The organism is Streptomyces sp. LS-MS-L19, assembly GCF_058382285.1.
The window spans coordinates 9,376,614-9,395,513 of the sequence record NZ_JBYCLL010000001.1; the positions used below are offsets into that span (position 1 = coordinate 9,376,614).

16 protein-coding genes are annotated in these 18,900 nt (G+C 71.8%); 8 read left to right on the plus strand and 8 right to left on the minus strand.

From position 1 onward, the window contains the following. Positions 1-55: 55 nt before the first annotated feature. Positions 56-703 carry an HAD family hydrolase gene (locus tag AC2XR2_RS41875; protein ID WP_381305678.1) on the minus strand — a complete coding sequence of 216 codons (648 nt, stop codon included), beginning with the start codon at positions 701-703 and terminating at the stop codon, positions 56-58. A 189-nt stretch (positions 704-892) separates the two neighbouring features. On the opposite strand from AC2XR2_RS41875, the gene AC2XR2_RS41880 reads away from it, so the two are divergent. Next, positions 893-5,068 carry a beta-galactosidase gene (locus AC2XR2_RS41880; RefSeq protein ID WP_491518007.1) on the plus strand — a complete coding sequence of 1,392 codons (4,176 nt, stop codon included), beginning with the start codon at positions 893-895 and terminating at the stop codon, positions 5,066-5,068. Positions 5,069-5,146: 78 nt separating this feature from the next. Here AC2XR2_RS41880 and AC2XR2_RS41885 read toward each other — a convergent pair whose 3' ends face one another. The 4 genes from AC2XR2_RS41885 to paaI form a co-directional block, all read right to left on the minus strand. Then, positions 5,147-5,647 carry a GIY-YIG nuclease family protein gene (locus AC2XR2_RS41885; protein ID WP_330262362.1) on the minus strand — a complete coding sequence of 167 codons (501 nt, stop codon included), beginning with the start codon at positions 5,645-5,647 and terminating at the stop codon, positions 5,147-5,149. 174 nt (positions 5,648-5,821) lie between these two features. Beyond that, the gene (gene rph / locus AC2XR2_RS41890) at positions 5,822-8,434 is read right to left on the minus strand and encodes a rifamycin-inactivating phosphotransferase (protein WP_491518008.1); all 2,613 of its coding nucleotides are present in this window, start codon (positions 8,432-8,434) and stop codon (positions 5,822-5,824) included. A gap of 241 nt (positions 8,435-8,675) precedes the next feature. After that, on the minus strand, positions 8,676-10,022 hold the full coding sequence (gene paaK / locus AC2XR2_RS41895; protein ID WP_491518009.1) for a phenylacetate--CoA ligase PaaK: 1,347 nt from the start codon (positions 10,020-10,022) through the stop codon (positions 8,676-8,678). After that, positions 10,019-10,429, minus strand: a complete 411-nt coding sequence (gene paaI / locus AC2XR2_RS41900; RefSeq protein ID WP_391192712.1) for a hydroxyphenylacetyl-CoA thioesterase PaaI — start codon at positions 10,427-10,429, stop codon at positions 10,019-10,021. Before paaI ends, paaK begins: the two co-directional genes overlap by 4 nt. Before the next feature lie 172 nt (positions 10,430-10,601). Between paaI and AC2XR2_RS41905 the strand changes: the two genes are divergently transcribed. The 7 genes from AC2XR2_RS41905 to AC2XR2_RS41935 all read left to right on the plus strand — a co-directional run bounded on the left by AC2XR2_RS41905 (position 10,602) and on the right by AC2XR2_RS41935 (position 16,985). Continuing rightward, a complete protein-coding gene (locus tag AC2XR2_RS41905; protein WP_491518010.1) occupies positions 10,602-11,825 on the plus strand; it encodes a thiolase family protein in 1,224 nt (407 codons plus the stop codon). Between the two features lie 127 nt (positions 11,826-11,952). Beyond that, positions 11,953-12,975 carry a 1,2-phenylacetyl-CoA epoxidase subunit PaaA gene (gene paaA, locus AC2XR2_RS41910; RefSeq protein ID WP_449349777.1) on the plus strand — a complete coding sequence of 341 codons (1,023 nt, stop codon included), beginning with the start codon at positions 11,953-11,955 and terminating at the stop codon, positions 12,973-12,975. Continuing rightward, entirely contained in the window at positions 12,972-13,274 is a 303-nt protein-coding gene (paaB, locus tag AC2XR2_RS41915; RefSeq protein ID WP_449349776.1) for a 1,2-phenylacetyl-CoA epoxidase subunit PaaB, read from the plus strand. Before paaA ends, paaB begins: the two co-directional genes overlap by 4 nt. Positions 13,275-13,294: 20 nt before the next feature. Further along, positions 13,295-14,125: a 1,2-phenylacetyl-CoA epoxidase subunit PaaC gene (gene paaC, locus AC2XR2_RS41920; protein ID WP_491518011.1), complete on the plus strand. Its 831-nt coding sequence runs from the start codon at positions 13,295-13,297 to the stop codon at positions 14,123-14,125. After that, complete coding sequence (gene paaD / locus AC2XR2_RS41925; RefSeq protein WP_491518012.1) at positions 14,119-14,679, plus strand: 1,2-phenylacetyl-CoA epoxidase subunit PaaD; 561 nt, start codon at positions 14,119-14,121, stop codon at positions 14,677-14,679. The genes paaC and paaD overlap by 7 nt, the downstream gene beginning before the upstream one ends. Then, complete coding sequence (gene paaE / locus AC2XR2_RS41930; RefSeq protein WP_491518013.1) at positions 14,679-15,782, plus strand: 1,2-phenylacetyl-CoA epoxidase subunit PaaE; 1,104 nt, start codon at positions 14,679-14,681, stop codon at positions 15,780-15,782. Before paaD ends, paaE begins: the two co-directional genes overlap by 1 nt. 138 nt (positions 15,783-15,920) lie before the next feature. Then, complete coding sequence (locus AC2XR2_RS41935) at positions 15,921-16,985, plus strand: YihY/virulence factor BrkB family protein (RefSeq protein WP_491518014.1); 1,065 nt, start codon at positions 15,921-15,923, stop codon at positions 16,983-16,985. 29 nt (positions 16,986-17,014) lie between these two features. Here AC2XR2_RS41935 and AC2XR2_RS41940 read toward each other — a convergent pair whose 3' ends face one another. The 3 genes from AC2XR2_RS41940 to AC2XR2_RS41950 all read right to left on the minus strand — a co-directional run bounded on the left by AC2XR2_RS41940 (position 17,015) and on the right by AC2XR2_RS41950 (position 18,860). Continuing rightward, complete coding sequence (locus AC2XR2_RS41940) at positions 17,015-17,407, minus strand: VOC family protein (RefSeq protein ID WP_491518015.1); 393 nt, start codon at positions 17,405-17,407, stop codon at positions 17,015-17,017. A gap of 137 nt (positions 17,408-17,544) precedes the next feature. After that, entirely contained in the window at positions 17,545-18,492 is a 948-nt protein-coding gene (locus AC2XR2_RS41945; protein ID WP_381302666.1) for a M56 family metallopeptidase, read from the minus strand. Continuing rightward, on the minus strand, positions 18,489-18,860 hold the full coding sequence (locus AC2XR2_RS41950) for a BlaI/MecI/CopY family transcriptional regulator (RefSeq protein ID WP_381302667.1): 372 nt from the start codon (positions 18,858-18,860) through the stop codon (positions 18,489-18,491). Before AC2XR2_RS41950 ends, AC2XR2_RS41945 begins: the two co-directional genes overlap by 4 nt. Positions 18,861-18,900: the final 40 nt, after the last annotated feature.

Below are 18,900 nucleotides of genomic sequence, written 5' to 3' on the forward strand. Positions count from 1 at the left end.
GCCAGGGTACGGAACCGGGGGCTGAGCCGGCGTCGATGCGGAGCCGGTCCTGGCGCTACGCGGAGTCCTCCGCGAGCAGGTAGTCGATCGCGCCGACGACGTCCTGGACCGTGTGGTGCGGCGTGAGCAGCCCTTCGGGCCAGGGGCGGCCGGTGACCCAGATGGTGCGCAGCCCCGCCTCGTGGCCCCCGACGATGTCGGTCTCGGGATTGTCGCCGGTCATCCAGTCGCCGGGGCTGAGCTGCGTCCCGCAGCGCGCGGCGGCCAGTTCGAACAGCCGCGGGTCGGGTTTGCGGATGTCGATGTCGCCGGACGCCGCGATCCCGTCGATCAGGTCGGCGAGCCCGGTGGCCTGGATCTTGGCCCGCTGGATGTCGCTGGCGCCGTTCGTGGCCACGCCGACGCTCCAGCCCGCCTCCTTGAGCCGCTCCAGGCTGCTGAGGACGGCGGGGCGGCAGTGCACCGAGGACGCCATGCGGTCGATGTAGACGCGCCACAGATGGTCGGCGCTCTCCCGGACCGGGAAGGTGGCGCGCAGCCGGTCGAAGTCGGCGCGCTCGGCGTGGTCGGCCAGCTCGGTCAGCAGCCACTGCTCGACCTCGGGGCCGTAGCCGTGGTCGCCGCTCAGGCTGGTGACGGCGTCGGCGAAGGCGCCGCTGCGGTCGACCAGGGTCCCGTCCAGATCGAAGATCGCGAGTCTCACGCTGTCGGACCCTACTTGCCGCGACGGGCATCCGGTACGGGTCCGCCGTCCGGGGCGGTGAGTTCGGGCGGGCGACGGGCAAAGTCCTTGTCTTCTTCCGACCCATTGTGTTGAGCCAACTGCCCCCCTACTGTTCGACTTTGCCTGAGTCTGTGTGATGTTGATTGCTCAGGCCGTAAGGAGGCCGCAGTGCGGGGTAATCGGAACGATTCGGAGACCGCGAGACCCGGTCGCCGCGGGTGGGGGAGGGCGGTCCTCGCGACGGCCGCGACCATCGCCCTGGCGACGGGAACGATCGCGCCGGCCGCGGCGCGGGAGGCGGACGGGCCGCCACCGGCCGCCGCACCTGCCGCCGACCCGACGCCACACACGGTGAGTTACGACGGCTACTCGTTCCTCGTCGACGGCAGACGCACCTACCTCTGGTCCGGCGAGTTCCACTCCTTCCGGCTCCCGAGCCCCGACCTGTGGCGGGACATCTTCCAGAAGATGAAGGCCGCCGGCTTCAACTCCACCTCCCTGTACTTCGACTGGGGCTACCACTCGCCCAAGCCGGGCGTGTACGACTTCACCGGCGTCCGGGACGTCGACAAGCTGCTCGACATGGCCGAGGAGGCCGGCCTCTACGTCATCGCGCGCCCCGCGCCCTACATCAACGCCGAGGTCGACAGCGGCGGCCTGCCGGGCTGGCTGACCACCAAGGCCGAGAACAACCGCAGCGACGACCCGCGCTTCCTGAAGTACGCCGACGAGTGGCTGACGCAGATCGACCGGATCATCGCCCGGCATCAACTCACCAACGGCACCGGCTCGGTCATCGCCTACCAGGTCGAGAACGAGTACTACAACGGCTCCGCCTCCGCCCGCTCCTACATGAAGCACCTGGAGGACAAGGCCCGCGCCGACGGCATCACCGTGCCGCTCACCGGCAACAACAACGGCACCTTCAACTCCGGCGACGGCGCCCTGGACGTGGACGGCCCGGACTCCTACCCGCAGGGCTTCGACTGCTCCAACCCCACCAAGTGGAACGGCGTCCCCGACATCAGCTACGACCACCCCGCGGGCAAGCCCCTGTACTCCCCGGAGTTCCAGGGCGGCGCCTTCGACCCCTGGGGCGGACCGGGCTACGACAAGTGCGCCCAGCTGATCAACGACCAGTTCGCCAACGTCTTCTACAAGCAGAACATCGCCGTCGGCGCGACCGCGCAGAGCTTCTACATGACGTACGGCGGCACCAACTGGGGCTGGCTGAGCATGCCCCAGAACTACACGTCGTACGACTACGGAGCCGCGATCCGCGAGACCCGCCAGTTCGACCCGAAGTACGACGAGGACAAGCTGATCGGGTACTTCACCCAGGCGGTCGCCCCGCTCACCAAGACCGACGCGATCCGGGCCACACCCCCGGACGACTCCGCGGTCGTCGACACGGCACGCATGAACCCCGACACCAAGACGCAGTTCCACGTCCTGCGGCACGGCAACTCCACGTCCACGGCGGTCGACCGGACGCACATCGCGCTGGACTTCAACGCCCAGCCGGCCGGGGACACCACCTACACCTGGGACGACCCCGACTCCGCGCTCCAGTACAGCGGTTCGTGGTCGCACGTCGCCAACACCAGCTACACCGGCGGCGACTACAAGCACACCGAGTCGTTCTCCAACAAGGCCGGTGACTCCCTCACCGTGCCCTTCGACGGCACCGCGATCCGCTGGATCGGCTCGAAGACCAACAACCACGGCAACGCGGACGTCTACCTCGACGGCACCAAGGTCGCCACCGTCGACGACTCCGGCAGCGAGAACCAGGCGGTGATCTTCCAGAAGACCGGCCTGACCCCGGGTGCGCACACCCTGAAGATCGTCGTCACCGGGACCCACGGCTCGGGCTCCACCGACAACTACGTAGCGATCGACGCCATCGACGTGCCCACCGGTACCGCCGCCGAACAGCCGACCTACCCGGTCGTACCCCAGCAGCCCGGCACCGCGATCACCCTCGACGGCCGCGACTCCCACGTCATCGTCGCGAACTACCGCCTCGGCGAAGCGCAGTTGCAGTACTCCACATCGGAGCTCATGACCGACGCGACCATCGGCGACCGGGACGTCGCGGTGCTCTACGGCGACACGGACAGCGACGGCGAGACGGTCCTGCGCTACGCCTCCAAGCCCACGGTGACCGCCACCGGCGGCACGGTGACGACCACCTGGGACGCCACCACCGGCGATCTGCGCCTCGACTACACCCACAAGGGCCTGATCCGCGTCACCGTCACCGCCCCCGGACAGCGTCCGCTGCTGCTCCTGGTGGGCGACAAGGCCACGGCGAAGACCTTCTGGCGCCAGGACACCGCGACCGGCCCGGTCCTGGTGCGCGGCACCCATCTGCTGCGCACGGCGACCAGTCTCGACAACGGCCGTACGGTTGCGCTCACGGGCGACAACGCCGACGACAACAACATCGAGGTGTTCACCTCCGCCGGTCACGTCACCTGGAACGGCCGACCGGTGAAGACCCGGACCACCGACACCCCGAGCCTCACCGGCAAGATCCCGACGGCCGCCGCGATCCACCTGCCGGCGCTGACGAACTGGAAGCACGCCGAGGAATCCCCCGAAGCGGCCCCCGGTTTCGACGACACCAGCTGGCAGGTGGCCGACAGGACGACGACCAACAGCGTCTCCGGCATCAACAAACTGCCCGTGCTCTACGCCGACGACTACGGCTTCCACACCGGCAACACCTGGTACCGCGGCCGTTTCCACGCGAGCGGCAAGGAGACCGGCATCCACCTGGTCTCCGACTCCGGCGGCGGCGCCCAGGCGTTCTCCGCCTGGCTCAACGGCACCTTCCTGGGCAGCTCCACCACGGGCAGCGCCGACTTCACCTTCCCGGCCGGCGCGGTCAGGTCCCAGGGCGACAACGTCCTTTCGGTGCTCACCGTGAACATGGGCCACGAGGAGGACTACAACTCCACCAACGGCAACAAGACCGCGCGCGGCCTCACCAGCGCCTCCCTCGTCGGAGCCCCGCTGACCTCCGTCACCTGGCGCCTGCAGGGCGTACGCGGCGGCGAGGACCTCCAGGACCCGGTCCGCGGCCCGCTCTCGACCGGCGGCCTGTACGGCGAGCGGGCGGGCTGGTCCCTGCCGGGCTACCCGGACGCCAAGTGGAACCGGGTCTCCCTGCCGACGACCGACACCCGCCCCGGTGTCTCCTGGTACCGCACCGACGTCAGCCTGGACCTGCCGCGCGGCCAGGACACCTCGCTCGGCCTGACGTTCACCGACGACCCGGCACGCAAGTACCGGGCCACGATCTTCGTGAACGGCTGGCAGGTCGGCAACTACGTCAACTACCTCGGCCCGCAGCACACCTTCCCGGTCCCCAACGGCATCCTCGACCCGAACGGCCACAACAGCATCGCCATCGCCGTGTGGAACCTGGACGGCAGCACCGGCGGCCTCGGCAAGGTCTCCCTCACGAACTACGGCAGCTACGCCTCGTCCCTGCGGGTCGCGCAGAACGACAGCCCGCGCTACGACGCCCGGAAGTACGCGATGCCGAAGCGTCCGGGAGCCGACGTCACCCTGGCCGTGCCCGACACCGCCCAGCCGTCGGAGGCCTTCACGGCGAGCACGACCGTGACGGTGCCGAAGGGCGGCAGCCCGGCGTCCGACCTGACGGCCGCGCTCTCCGCCCCCGACGGGTGGAGCGTCAGCGCCACGAGCCCCACCTCCCTCACGTACCTGCGACCCGGGAAGTCGGCCACCTTCACCTGGAAGGTCCAGCCACCGGCCGGGGACCTGCCCTCCGCCTCGGCGCTCACCACCACCGTGCGCTACGCGCAGAACGGACGGCGGGCCACCGGCAGCGACGAACGCGTCATCGGCGGCATCCCACCGGCTCCGCCGGCCGGGAAGAGCGCGGTGAGCGATCTGCCCTTCCTGTCCTCCACCAACGGATGGGGCCCGGTGGAGCGGGACAGCAGCGTCGGCGAGCAGGCGGCCGGGGACGGCCGTCCGATCAGCATCGCCGGCGTGACCTACCCCAAGGGCCTCGGCACCAACTCGCTCAGCGACGTCCAGCTCTACCTCGCCGGACAGTGCACGCGGCTGACGGCCTCCGTGGGCGTCGACGACGAGACCGGCGGGGCGGGAACGGTGACCTTCTCCGTCATCGCCGACGGCAGGACCCTGGTCACCACGCCGACGATCCGCGGCAAACAGGCCGCCGTGCCGATCGACGTCGACGTGAGCGGCGCGCAGGTGGTCGACCTGAAGGTCGGTGACGCCGGCGACGGCAACGGCAACGACCACGGCGACTGGGGGGCACCCACCCTGACGTGCGGCTGACGGCCGTAGCCGGAAAACGGGCGCCCGAGGGCCGACCGCACAGGCGGTCGGCCCTCGTCGGGCATCAGCGGTCCCGCATCAGCCCTTGGCGGCGGAGCGTCGTGCGGCCTCGGTCACCGCGATCTCCTCGGTCAGCCTTGCGATCGCCGACTGCGCCGAGGCGATGCCCCGGACGAGGAGCCGCAGATGGGTCGTGGACTCCGGTACGGCCGCCTCGAACTCCGCCAGCCGCCGCTGGTGCGCGGCGAGCCGGGCCCTGAGCCGGGCGACCGGGTCGGGGGGCGGGGGAGGAGTCGCCCCGTTGAAGACCACGTTGTACAGGGGGCGTTCGGCCTGGACGGTCTCGCGTTCGGCGGCCTCCGCGTGGTCGGGGTAGTCGATACGGACGGCGATGACGCGGGGCCCCCAGGGCTGCTCGCGCAGATGGGTGCGGATGCGGGTGAGCGGGCTGGTGGTGATGCCGACGTACAGCAGCCCTTCGAGGCCGTAGAGCCGGTACAGGGCGGTGCGGCCGGCGGCGTGCAGGCTGCCCTCCTCGTCGAACAGGCCGCGCAGGAACTGGGTGTCGATGTCCTTCACGGCACGGCCCCCTCGCACCAGGCGCCCACGGCGGCCGACCCGGCCGTCGCCGCGCAGGCCCCGACCACGTGCCGCCCCTCCACCGACCACGCTCTCACGGGGGTCTGACAGAGCGTCGGGCCGGCCGCTCGGGGACGAGGGGTCCCGTGAGCCGCCGGCCCGTCGCCGCGTCGGTCAGGACAGGATCTCGACGTACCCGTCGGTGCCGTGCACCCGGATCCGCTGCCCGTCCCGGATCAGCCGGGTGGCCCCCTCGACGCCCACCACCGCGGGCAGGCCGTACTCGCGGGCGATGACCGCGCCGTGGGTCATCAGGCCGCCCACCTCCGTGACCAGGCCCGCGATGCCGACGAACAGCGGTGACCAGCTGGGGTCCGTGAAGGACGTGACCAGGATGTCGCCCGCTTCGAGATCGGCGTCCGCCATGTCGAGGACGACACGCGCCCGCCCCTCGACCGTCCCGGCGGACACCGCCAGGCCCACGAGGGAGCCGTCCGGCACGTCGTCGCGCCGGTACGCCCCGCTGACGGCCTCACCGTCGGAGGTCAGGACCCGGGGCGGGGTGAGTGCCTGGTACGCCCGGAACGCCTCCTTGCGCTCCTGGACGAGCGGCTGGTCCACCTCGTCGGACCGTACGGCGTCCCGGAACTCCTCGAAGGTGAGGTAGAAGCAGTCGTCCCGCTCGGCGAGAACCCCGGCCCGCACCAGCCGCTCGGCCTCCGCCAGCAGCGCCTGCTTGTAGACGAAGTAGCGGCTGATGATGTTGTACTTCGGATACTCCCGGTACCCGATGAAGGTGCGGACCCGGTCGATCATCCGCTTGGTCTCCTCGGCCTTGACCTCCCCGTCCGGCAGGGCCCGCAGCCGGGACAGCACCTCCTGTTCCTTCCGCTCGGCCTTCTGCCGGCCCTCCTCGAAACGCCGCCGGGCGGCGCCCGGTTCGAAGTTCCTGACGTTGTCGAGGATCACGGGCACGAGCGTGGTGGGGCGCTCCCGCCACCGCGGCCTGGTGATGTCGATCTCGCCGACGCAGCGCATGCCGTACCGGTCGAGATAGGCCTCGATCGCTTCCCGCGCCTCGGTACCGCCCGCGACCTTCGGCAGCTCGTCCAGGAAGCCCTCGTCGTCGACGCCCTGGAGGAACTCGACCACCTCCGGACGCGCGCGGACCACGTCCGCGACGTCGAGCAGCGCCAGGCCCATCTCCGAGGTGATGTTGTCGGGGGCGGACAGCGTGAGCGTGTCCGCCACGTTCCTCTCGCCCAGCCACTCGTGCAGCTTGTCGTTGAGCCACCAGGTGGCCTCCATCCCCGCCATGATCACCGGCAGGTTCAGCGGATCGGTGAGGACCCGCTTGTGCTCCACGAACGCGTCCTGGAGGAAGTCGAACAGCTCCGGGCCGGTCTTCGTGCGGATGTCACGCTCCAGGGCGGCGACGGACGCCTCGCTGCGTTCGATCAGACCGGTCACGATGGCCGGATCGGTCTCGATCGGCGCGGGCGTGCGGCCGGCAGCGGACGCCGGGGCGGACGCCGCGCGGGACGGTGGTCCGGCGGGCCCCGGCTCCGGGAGCGGCAGGACGAAGTCGTCCCGGTCGAGGACGGTCTCCAGCGCGTCCCTGACCAGCGGGTCGCCCTTCCCCATGAGGTCCAGGAGGGCGGCACGGCCCGCGGGCGAGGCCAGGCGCCGGGTGACGTCGACGAACAGCCTTCCGCCCGCCTCGGACATCGGCACCATGGCCGTGTGCTGCCACATGGACAGCCCCAGCGGCTTCATGGCGTCGGTCATCATCTGCTGATGGCCGACGGAGACGTAGATGTGGTTCTCCCCGTCGTCACTGGCCGGGACGGGGAACAGCGTGGTGATCGGCCGGCTCTGCACGATGTGGAAGCCGTCGTCCACCAGGCACCACTCGATGTCCTGCGGGCGGCCGAAGTGCGCCTCGACCACCCGCCCCAGCCGCACCAGCTCGATCGCCTGAGCGTCCGTCAGCGCGGGCTGCTCCTGGCGTCCCGCCTCGACGGCCGTCTCCTGGGTGCCACCGGTCGGCAGCGGCAGCACGGCACGCTGTTTGGCGGCGATCGTCCTGGAGACGACCTCGCCGTCGCGCACCGTGAAGACGTCCGGGTTCACCAGACCGGAGACCAGCGCTTCGCCGAGGCCGAAGCCGGCGTCCACGGTGGCCACCCTCCGGTTGCCCGTGACGGGGTCGGCCGTGAAGAGGATGCCGGCCGCCTGCGGGAACACCATCCGCTGCACGACCACCGCCATGTGGACCGCACGGTGGTCGATGCCGTTGCGCTGACGGTAGGTCACCGCCCGCTCGGTGAACAGGGACGCCCAGCAGCGGCGGACGTGCCGGAGGATCTCGTCCGGCCCGACGACGTTCAGGTAGGTGTCCTGCTGGCCGGCGAAGGAGGCCGTCGGCAGGTCCTCGGCCGTCGCGCTGGAGCGGACGGCGTAGGCGCCCTGCTCACCGAGCCGGGCGAGCGCGCCGGTGATCGCGGCGGCGATGCCGTCGGGGACGGCGATCTCCTCGACGGTGAGGCGAAGCCGCGCACTGAGCGTACGGATCGCCTCCCGGTCGTCCGGGCTCACCAGCGCCAGTCGCTCGAGCTGATCCTCGATCGACGGTTCCTCCGCCATGATCCGACGGAAGGCGTCCGTCGTCACACAGAAGCCGGCCGGCACCCGCACGCCCTCGATCCGCGACAAGTCGCCCAGGTGCGCGCCCTTGCCTCCCACCAGGGCGACCTGACTCCGGTCGGTCTCCTGGAGAGCGGACACATACTGCTCGCTCCTCGTGTTCCCCCCCGAGACAGCGGTGGTCCGTTGCGTTGACACACGCACGTTCGCGCCCTCATTTCCGCAGGTTGTGGCCTCGGCCGAAGATTCTGCGCCGTACCCCGGGTCTTGCCGCAAGCCCCCCTGTGCGCTATAACTTGAGACAGGCAAGGAGAGCACTCTCCTTGCCTTTGCCGTTTTCTGACCGGGGTTCAGTGCGACGCAGGGCCTCCGGCCCGGCCCGTCACGCCTTGCGGAGGTCCTTGACCCGGCGCAGTTTGCCGAGGGAGCGCTCCAGGGTGTCGGGGTCGACGACCGTGACGCCCACGGTGACACCCACCCCGTCCTTGACGCCCTGGGCGATCGAGCGCGCGGCGGCTTCCCGCTGGTCCTCGGGGGTGCCGGGGCGGGCCTCGACGCGGACCGTCATGTGGTCCATGCGCTCCCGCCGGGACAGCTCGATCTGGAAGTGCGGGGCGACCCCCGGGGTGCGCAGCACGATCTCCTCGATCTGGCTCGGGAAGACGTTCACCCCGCGCAGGATGATCATGTCGTCGCAGCGGCCGGTGATCTTCTCGATACGGCGGAACGCGGGCCGTGCGGTGCCGGGCAGCAGCCGGGTCAGGTCACGGGTGCGGTACCGGATGATCGGCAGCGCCTCCTTGGTGAGCGAGGTGAAGACCAGCTCGCCCTCCTCGCCCTCGGGCAGACTCTCGCCGGTGATCGGGTCGACGACCTCGGGGTAGAAGTGGTCCTCCCACACGTGCAGCCCGTCCTTGGTCTCCACGCACTCCTGGGCGACACCGGGACCGATCACCTCGGACAGGCCGTATATGTCGACGGCGTGGATGTCCATGCGCTCCTCGATCTCCCGGCGCATCTCCTCCGTCCACGGCTCGGCGCCGAAGAGGCCCACCCGCAGGGAGGTGGAGCGCGGGTCGACGCCCTGCCGCTCGAACTCGTCGAGCAGGGTGAGCATGTAGGACGGCGTGACCATGATGATCTCGGGCCTGAAGTCCTGGATGATCTGCACCTGGCGCGCGGTCATGCCGCCCGAGGCGGGAATCACCGTGCACCCCGCCCGCTCGGCGCCGTAGTGGGCGCCGAGGCCGCCGGTGAACAGGCCGTAGCCGTAGGAGATGTGCACCTTGTGGCCGGGGCGGCCGCCGGCGGCGCGGATCGAACGGGCGACCATGTCGGCCCACATCGACAGGTCGTTCTCGGTGTAACCGACCACGGTGGGGCGGCCGGTGGTGCCGCTGGAGGCGTGGACGCGGCGGACCTGGTCCATGGGGACGGCGAACATGCCGAACGGGTAGGTGTCGCGCAGATCGGCCTTCGTGGTGAACGGGAAGCGGGCCAGGTCCTCGAGCGTCCGGCAGTCCTCGGGGGCGACACCGGCCTCGTCGAGCTTCTTGCGGTACAGCTCGACGCGGTCGTAGGCGTGCCGCAGCGTCGCGCGCAGCCGGCTCAGCTGGAGGGCGCGCAGCTCCTCGCGGGACAGGCGCTCCCCGTCGTCGAGCAGGCCGTCGGGAAGCGGCTCTCCCCGGCGGGCGGGGGCCGTCGCCGGGGTCTCGCGCTCGCTGGTCATGGCTGTGACTCCTTGGTGCTCGTACCGATGCTGCGGCTGCGCCCGCGGAACTCCGCGATCACCTCGTCACCCCGCAGGACACTCACGTCGTATATGCCGCTCCGGCCGTAGCGGGTGCGCTCGACGGCGACGGCCGTCAGGACGTCGCCCTCGTGGGCGGAGGCGACGAAGTCGATGCCGGCCCCGGCCGCGACGGTCACCGGCCCGTGGCTGTTGCAGGCGCACGCGAAGGCGGAGTCGGCGAGGAGGAAGAGGCAGCCGCCGTGGGCGACGCCATGGCCGTTGACCATGTCCGCCGTCACGGTCATGCGGAGCACGGCCGTTCCCGGACCGTGTTCCAGCAGCTCGATGCCCAGCGCCCGGGACGCCCGGTCCCCGGCGAACATCGACGCGACGGGGTCCGCCATCGCGTCAGTGGCTCGTGTCACCGTGTGCACCACCTTGTGGCCCGACCGAACATTCGGTTAGCGTGCGGCACGGCCAAGTAATCCAGCCGGACCCCTGCCTGTCAAGAGGTGGACCACATGGCGCCGCCAGGCCAGGGGGAGGCGCCCCACCGCAGCCGTAGAGGAGCCGCCCATGCCTGACGAGGTCTATCTGATCGACGGCGCCCGCACCCCGCAGGGCCGCTACGGCGGTGCCCTGGCCGGTGTCCGTCCCGACGACCTGGCCGCCCTCGTCGTGGGAGAGGCGCTGCGGCGATCCGGCGCGCCCGGCGAGGCCGTGGACGAGGTGGTCCTGGGCGCCGCCAACCAGGCGGGCGAGGACAACCGGGACGTGGCCCGCATGGCCGTACTGCTGGCCGGGCTCCCGCACACCGTGCCCGGCCACACCGTCAACCGGCTCTGCGCCTCGGGCCTCACGGCGGTCGCCTCCGCCGCCCAGGCGATCCGGGCCGGTGAGGCGGACCTGGTGGTCGCCGGGGGAGTGGAGTCGATGACCCGGGCCCCCTGGGTGATGGCGAAGCCCGGCACCCCCTGGGCCAAGCCGGGGGAGGTGCACGACACCTCGCTGGGCTGGCGCTTCACCAACCCCCGCTTCACCGCCGCCGACCGCGCCGTGCCCGCGGACGCCGGGCCCGAGGCGGTGAAGGTGACCCTGTCGATGGGGGAGACCGCCGAGGAGGTCGCCGCGCTCGACGGCATCACCCGCGCCGAGTCCGACGCCTTCGCCCTGCGCAGCCACGAGCGGGCCCTCGCGGCCCAGGCGGCCGGGCACTTCGACCGGGAGATCGTGCCGGTCCCGGTGAAGGACGGCGAGGTCACCCGGGACGAGGGCCCGCGTCCCGGCACCACGCTGGAGAAGCTGGGCGCACTGCGCACCGTCTTCCGCGCGGACGGCATCGTGACCGCGGGCTCCTCCTCGCCGCTGTCCGACGGGGCGGCCGCGCTGGTGGTGGCGAGCGCGGCGGCGGTCGAACGCTACGGGCTCACCCCGCGCGCCCGGATCGTCACCTCCGCCTCGGCCGGTGTCCAGCCGAACCTCATGGGCCTCGGGCCGGTCCCCGCCACCGACAAGGCGCTCACCCGGGCCGGCTGGCAGACCACGGACCTGGGCGCGGTCGAGCTCAACGAGGCGTTCGCCGCACAGGCGCTCGCCGTTGTGCGCCGCCTCAAGCTCGACGAGGAGAAGGTCAACGCCGACGGCGGGGCCATCGCGCTCGGCCACCCCCTCGGCTGCTCGGGTGCCCGCATCCTGCTCACCCTGCTGGGCCGACTGGAACGGGAGGACGCCCGCAGGGGGCTCGCCGCCCTGTGCGTCGGCGTCGGCCAGGGCGTCGCGATGCTGGTGGAGCGGGTCTGAGCGCGGATCCCGCGGGGGACCGTCCTCGCAGGTGGGCGGCCTCTTCGCGAAGGTCGCCAGGGGTACTGGTGGCCCGGTGGAAACAGTCGTACAATTAGCCGAACGAACGGTCGGTTGGGGAGAGTCCATGACAGACACGCAGTCCGGTCCGGCGGCGCCCGCCGAACCGGAGCTCCAGAGGCACTTCGACGCCACGATCGCCCGCGACCAGCGCATCGAACCGCGCGACTGGATGCCCGACGGCTACCGCAGCACGCTGATCCGGCAGATCGCGCAGCACGCCCACTCGGAGATCATCGGCATGCAGCCGGAGGGCGAGTGGATCACCCGCGCGCCCTCGCTGCGCCGCAAGGCGATCCTGTTCGCGAAGGTCCAGGACGAGGCCGGCCACGGCCTGTACCTGTACTCGGCCGCCGAGACCCTCGGCGCGGACCGCGCGGACCTCACCGAGCGGCTCATCGCGGGCCGTCAGAAGTACTCGTCGATCTTCAACTACCCGACGCCGACCTTCGCCGACGTCGGCGTGATCGGCTGGTTCGTGGACGGCGCGGCCATCTGCAACCAGGTTCCGTTGTGCCGCAGTTCCTACGGCCCCTACGCGCGCGCGATGGTGCGGATCTGCAAGGAGGAGTCCTTCCACCAACGGCAGGGCTACGAACTGCTGATGACCATGATGCGCGGCACCGACGCCCAGCGGGAGATGGTCCAGGACGCGGTGAACCGCTGGTGGTGGCCCTCCCTCATGATGTTCGGCCCGCCCGACGACAACTCGCCCAACTCGGCGGCCTCCATGGCGTGGAAGATCAAGCGGCACAGCAACGACGAACTGCGCCAGCGCTTCGTCGACATGACCGTGCCCCAGGCCGAGAAGCTCGGCGTGACCCTGCCCGACCCGGAGCTGCGGTGGAACGAGGAGCGCGGCCGGCACGACTTCGGCACCCCCGACTGGGACGAGCTGATGCGGGTCATCAAGGGCGGCGGACCCTGCAACGCGCAGCGCGTCGAACGACGCCGCAGCGCCCACGAGGACGGCGACTGGGTACGGCAGGCGGCCGCGGCGCACGCGGCGAAGAACAAGGCACGCGCGGCCGGGCGGCAGACGCTCACGGCCGGGCTTCAGGCGGGCGCGCACGAAGGAGCGGCGGTATGAGCGACGAGCACGAGACCAGGGCGAACTGGCCGCTGTACGAGATCTTCGTGCGCGGCAAGCGGGGACTGAACCACGTCCACGTCGGCTCGCTGCACGCGGCGGACGACCGCATGGCCCTCACCCACGCCCGCGACCTGTACACGCGGCGCAACGAGGGGGTGAGCATCTGGGCCGTCCGCTCGGAGCACATCGCGGCCTCCACCCGCGACGAGAAGGACCCCTTCTTCGAGCCCAGCGCCGACAAGGTGTACCGCCACCCCACCTTCTACGACATCCCCGACGACGTCCCGCACATCTAGGCCCGCACCGAGGAACAGGCATGAGTGACGACCACGTCTACATGACCCTCGCCGAGGGACACGACGACAGCGACGCCCGGTGGGCGTTCGGCACCGGCTTCGAGGACCCCTTGCACGGCGTGGACACCGGTGTCCCCGCGGGCGTCGACCGGGACGACCTCGCCGCGCGCTGCCTCGCGCTCGGCGACGACGCCCTCGTCTCGGCGCAGCGGCTCGCCGAGTGGACCACCCGCGCGCCCGAACTGGAGGAGGAGGTGGCCCTGGCCAACATCGGCCTCGACCTCCTCGGCCAGGCCCGGCTCCTGTACGCCCGCTGCGGCCAGGCTGACGGCACCGGCCGCGACGAGGACGCCTACGCGTACTTCCGCGACCCGGACGACTTCCGCAACGTACGCCTGGCCGAACTGCCCAACGGGGACTTCGCGTTCAGTGTCGTACGGCTGCTGGTGCTGTCCAGCTGGCGTCTCGCGCACTTCGAGCGGCTGACCCGCGATCCCGACCCGGTGCTCGCCGCCGTCGCCGCCAAGGGCGTCAAGGAGCTGGCCTACCACCGGCAGTGGGCCGCCGAGTGGGCGGTACGGCTCGGTGACGGCACCGAGGAGTCGCATCGCCGTACCCAGACCGCTCTCGGCCAAGTCGCGCCCTATATGGGGGAGTTGTTCGCGGCGTACGACGTGCGTGACGAGGTGGTCGCCGTCCTCCAGCAGGTGACGGAGGCGGCCGGACTCAGCATGCCCGCCTGGCAGCCCCTGCCCGGCCGGGGCCGCGAGGGCCGCCACACCGAGCATCTCGCGCCGCTGCTGGGCGAGTTGCAGTCCGTGGCCCGGGCGCATCCGGGGGCGACATGGTGACCGCCTCGACTGTGGTGACGGCCTCGACGGCCTCGGCCTCTTCGACCGACGCCGGGCACGCCGGGCACGCCAGGCACATCGCCTCACAGGTGCCGGACCCCGAGCTGCCCATGCTCACCCTGGCCGACCTCGGGGTGCTGCGCGAGGTCGAGGTCGGCGCGGACGGCACCGTCGTCGCGACCCTCACCCCGACCTACTCCGGCTGCCCGGCGATGGCGGAGATGCGGGCCGCGGTGGCCGCCCGGCTGACGGAGGCCGGGTACGCGCGCGTGGAGATCCGCACCGTGCTCGACCCGCCCTGGACCACCGACTGGATCACCCCCGACGGGCGCCGCAAGCTCGCCGAGCACGGCATCGCCCCGCCCGGCCCCGCGCCCCGGTCCGCGCCCGGCCCGGTACCGCTGGTGCTGTCCCCGACCCGGCACCAGGTGGCCTGCCCGCGCTGCGGCTCGGCGGACACCGAGGAGACCTCCCGGTTCGGCGCCACCTCCTGCAAGGCGCTGTGGCGCTGCCGCGCCTGCCGCGAGCCGTTCGAGTACCTCAAGGAGATCTGATGGAGGACCTGTTGAGCCCCGCCCCGGTCCGGGCGCGGCGCCGCCGGCCCGCGTTCCACGCGCTGCGGGTCGCCGAGGTGCGGCGGCTCTGCGAGGACGCGGCCACCGTCGCCTTCGAGATCCCCGACGAACTGTCCGAGGAGTTCGCCTTCGCGCCCGGGCAGTCGCTCACCCTGCGCCGCCAGGTCGACGGGCGGGACGAGCGACGGTCGTACTCCATCTGCGCCCCGGCCGGAACCTCGCCCCGCATCGGCGTGCGGGAGGTGCCCGGCGGCCTGTTCTCCTCCTGGCTGGTGCGCGAGCTCGCGCCCGGAGACGTCGTCGAGGTGATGGCACCGACCGGCGCCTTCACCCCCGACCTCGCAACCCCCGGCCACCACGTCCTGATCGCGGCCGGCTCCGGCATCACCCCGATGCTGTCGATCGCCGAGTCGGTCCTCGCCGCCGACGACCGCTCCCGGGTCACCCTCTTCTACGGCAACCGCCGCACCGACTCGGTCATGTTCGCCGACGAACTCGCCGACCTGAAGGACCTGCACCCCACCCGCTTCCAGCTCGCCCACGTCCTCTCGCGCGAGCCCCGCGAGGCCGAGGTGCTCTCCGGTCGCCTGGACGCCGAACGGCTCGCCGCGCTCGTCGACGCGCTGGTGGACGTCGGCTCGGCCGACCACTGGTGGCTGTGCGGCCCGCACGGCATGGTCCGCGACGCGCTGCGCGTGCTCACCGACCTGAAGGTCCCCGCCGACCGGATCCACCAGGAGCTCTTCTACGCCGACGACGAGCCGGTGCGCGAGGTGCGGCACGAGGAGGCCGTCGCCGAAGGGCCCGTCAGCCAGGTCACCATCACCCTCGACGGACGCTCCACCACCGGCGCCCTGTCCCGCGCCCGGACGATCCTGGACGGCGCCCAGAAGACCCGCCCCGACCTGCCGTTCGCCTGCAAGGGCGGAGTCTGCGGCACCTGCCGCGCCCTGGTCACCGAGGGCGAGGCGGACATGCGCCGCAACTACGCCCTGGAACCCGCGGAGGTCGACGCCGGTTACGTCCTGACCTGCCAGTCCTTCCCGGCCTCCGAGACGCTGACGGTCGACTACGACAGCTGAGGCGGCACGTGGGCGTGGGCGCTCTGCGCGGGGGCGCCCATCGACCCAGTCCGCCCCGCCCACCACCTCGGCTCCCTGCACCGACCTGGGGCCGTTTTTCCGGGGCGTAGGCAGGGGCGCCGGGGTTACTCGATGCGCATGGCGAGGTTGCATCTTCCAGGAAACAAGGCGCATCACAGCGACGACGAGGTCGAGGCCCGCGAGGCTCCGGCGCCCGAGGAGGCCGGGCCGGGGCCCGACGTGGAGCGCGAGGCACCGGACACGCCGACGCGGCTGCCGAAGCATGCGTGGCGCGGGGTCCTCAAAGGAGCCGTGCGCGAGTTCAAGGACGACGAGCTGACCGATCGCGCGGCCGCCCTGACGTACTACGGTGTGCTGTCACTGTTCCCGGCCCTGCTGGTCCTGGTGTCCCTGATGGGCCTGACCGGCAAGTCGGCCACCGACAAGGTGCTCGACAACCTGAAGCAGCTCACCCCGGGTTCGGCCCGCGACATCATCACCCGGGCCGTCGAGCAGCTCCAGGGCAACGCCGGCACCGGCTCCGTCATGGCGATCGTGGGCCTGGTGCTGGCGGTCTGGTCGGCCTCCGGCTACATCGCGGCGTTCATCCGGACCGCGAACAGGGTCTACGACATGCCCGAGGGACGCCCGGTCTGGAAGATCCTGCCCCTGCGGGTCGCGCTCACCGTCGTGCTGATGGTCCTCGCCGTGGTCAGCGCCCTGATCGTGGTCTTCACCGGTGGCATCGCCCAGCAGGCCGGCACCGCCCTCGGCATCGGGGACACGGCACTGACGGTGTGGTCGATCGCCAAGTGGCCGGTCCTCGTCGTCCTGGTCACCCTCATGATCGCCATCCTGTACTGGGCCAGCCCCAACGCCAAGGTCAAGGGCTTCCGTTGGATCACCCCGGGCAGCTTCCTGGCCCTGCTCATCTGGATGATCGCCTCCGCCGGCTTCGCGTTCTACGTGGCGAACTTCGCCTCGTACAACAAGACCTACGGCACCATGGCGGGCGTCATCGTCTTCCTGGTGTGGCTCTGGATCAGCAACCTGGCCATCCTGCTCGGGCTGGAGTTCGACGCCGAGAGCGTCCGGCAGCGGGCGATCGTCGGCGGGCTGCCGCCGGACAAGGAGCCGTACACCGAACCGCGCGACACGCGGACGTGGACCGAGGAAGACGTACAGCGACTGGACGAGACCTGATCCTGGCCATGGAGACCCGGGGCCGCCCGTCACACGTCCGGGCCGGCGTGCACAAAGAGGCAGAAGGGATGGCCCACCGGATCGAGTAGCACGCGCACATCGTCCTGGGGCTGGAGTTCCGCCAGGGTGGCGCCGAGGGCGAGGGCATGGTCGACGGCCGACGGCAGATCGTCCACCTCGACGTCCAGATGCATCATCATCTGCTGCTCGGCCTCGCGGGCGGGCCACTGCGGGCGGGTGAAGCGCGGCTCCGTCTGGAACGACAACCCGGGACCGCCGTCGGGCGGCGCGATCTCGACCCAGCCCGGTTCCTCCTTGCGGGCCGACCACCCCAGCAGTTCCCGGTAGAACCGGGCGAGCTCATGGGCGTCCGGCGCGTCGAGGGTGGTCGCAGCCAGGGTGAAACGCGGGGAGGGCTTCATTCAGTGCTTGTGCCCGGTCCAACGACCGACGAAGACCCGGTGGCGGGCCGGTAGCGGAGGTCCTCCCGGACCCCGAGCGCAGGAGCCGTCGACCCCTTGAACCGTGCCGACGCGCCCCGGAGCGGCCGCGCTTCGGCTCAGCCGCCCGTCTCACCCTGGGCGATCTCGATGTCCTCATGGACGCGGACCGCCCCGGTCGCCGCAGTGGCGCAGGAGAGTACCGCGCACGCGGCCAGCAGCGCGGCGAGCCACGGCACGGCGCGGCGTGTGGGCCGGGCGGGAGCCATGAGGGCGGCCACGCGCTGGGGCACCGGGCCCGTGGTCGCGGCGGGGGTGACCGTCGGACGGGCTGTGTCACGGCCGGTGGTGGCGGTCGTGGCGTTCGTCGCCAGTGCCGCGCGGGCGATCGCACGCGCGGTGAGGCGGCGGTCGCCCACGGAGCCGGCCGCGGCCTCGTCGGCGGCCCGTTCGACGGCGAGCCGGATGGCTTCGCGGACCGGGCGCAGGGCCGGGTGGCAGTGGGCGGTCAGCTCGGCCACGGCCAGGAAGTAGTGGTGACCACCGGCGTTGTGGGCGCGCTCGTGGGCGAAGAGCGCCTCGCGCTCTGAGGCGTCGAGGCTGCGCAGCATGGCGGTGGTGACGACGATGCGGTGCGGGCGCCCGGGGAGGGCGTAGGCGTCCGGACGCGGGGAGTCGATGACACACAGGTCGCCCACGGCGGGCTGCCGGTCGGCCGCGGCCCGGGCGGTGCGCAGGCCCGCGGTCTGACGTACGAGGGACAGACCCAGGGTGAGGGCGGCCAGGGTCAGCAGGCCGGCCGCGAGCGCGGCGAGCGGCAGCACCACCCGCTCCGAGGGGGTGCGCAGGGGGTGGACCAGCTCACCCAGCGCGGCGAAGGCCGGGAGCTTGAGCAGACCGGTCAGGGTGAGGGTGCCCAGGGCCGCCACGGTGCCGCCCGCGAGGAGGACGGCCGAGACGGTCAGGGCCCACAGGGCGGCGACCGGGGAACAGCGGGCGGGCACCCGGCGCGCCAGCGCGGGGGCGGCCCAGGGCAGGAGCAGCGGGACCACCAGCAGCGTGATCATCGCGGTCCGTCCTCGAGCAGCTGACGCAGGACCTGCTCGTCGTCGGGGCTGAGCCGGTCGACGAAGCGGGCCAGGACGGTCGCCCGGTCACTGTCGCGGTCGAGTTCGCCGTGCATGCGCAGGGCCGTCAGGCCGTGCGGGTCCGCGACGGGGCGGTAGGCGAAGCCGCGGCCCCGTCGCTCCCGTTCGAGGGTCCCCTTCTCGTGCAGCCGGGACAGGATCGTGGTCACCGTGGTGCGGGCCAGGTCGGAGGCGAGCTCCGCCTGGACCTGGGCCGGGGTGAGCGGTGTGTCCGCGGCCCACAGGGCGGCCAGCACGGCCGCCTCCAGCTCACCCGCCGGCCGCCGGTCGTCCCTCGCCTCGGTCATGGGAACCTTCCTCACTCCGCGATCGTCTACAGTGACGTAG

Coding starts and splice junctions, on each gene's coding strand:
- paaK (WP_491518009.1), bottom strand. CDS start 10,022: ATGACCAGCGAGCGCGAGACCCCGGCGACGGCCCCCGCCCGCCGGGGA.
- paaI (WP_391192712.1), bottom strand. CDS start 10,429: ATGGCGGACCCCGTCGCGTCGATGTTCGCCGGGGACCGGGCGTCCCGG.
- AC2XR2_RS41905 (WP_491518010.1), top strand. CDS start 10,602: ATGCCTGACGAGGTCTATCTGATCGACGGCGCCCGCACCCCGCAGGGC.
- paaA (WP_449349777.1), top strand. CDS start 11,953: ATGACAGACACGCAGTCCGGTCCGGCGGCGCCCGCCGAACCGGAGCTC.
- paaB (WP_449349776.1), top strand. CDS start 12,972: ATGAGCGACGAGCACGAGACCAGGGCGAACTGGCCGCTGTACGAGATC.
- paaC (WP_491518011.1), top strand. CDS start 13,295: ATGAGTGACGACCACGTCTACATGACCCTCGCCGAGGGACACGACGAC.
- paaD (WP_491518012.1), top strand. CDS start 14,119: ATGGTGACCGCCTCGACTGTGGTGACGGCCTCGACGGCCTCGGCCTCT.
- paaE (WP_491518013.1), top strand. CDS start 14,679: ATGGAGGACCTGTTGAGCCCCGCCCCGGTCCGGGCGCGGCGCCGCCGG.
- AC2XR2_RS41935 (WP_491518014.1), top strand. CDS start 15,921: ATGGCGAGGTTGCATCTTCCAGGAAACAAGGCGCATCACAGCGACGAC.
- AC2XR2_RS41940 (WP_491518015.1), bottom strand. CDS start 17,407: ATGAAGCCCTCCCCGCGTTTCACCCTGGCTGCGACCACCCTCGACGCG.
- AC2XR2_RS41945 (WP_381302666.1), bottom strand. CDS start 18,492: ATGATCACGCTGCTGGTGGTCCCGCTGCTCCTGCCCTGGGCCGCCCCC.
- AC2XR2_RS41950 (WP_381302667.1), bottom strand. CDS start 18,860: ATGACCGAGGCGAGGGACGACCGGCGGCCGGCGGGTGAGCTGGAGGCG.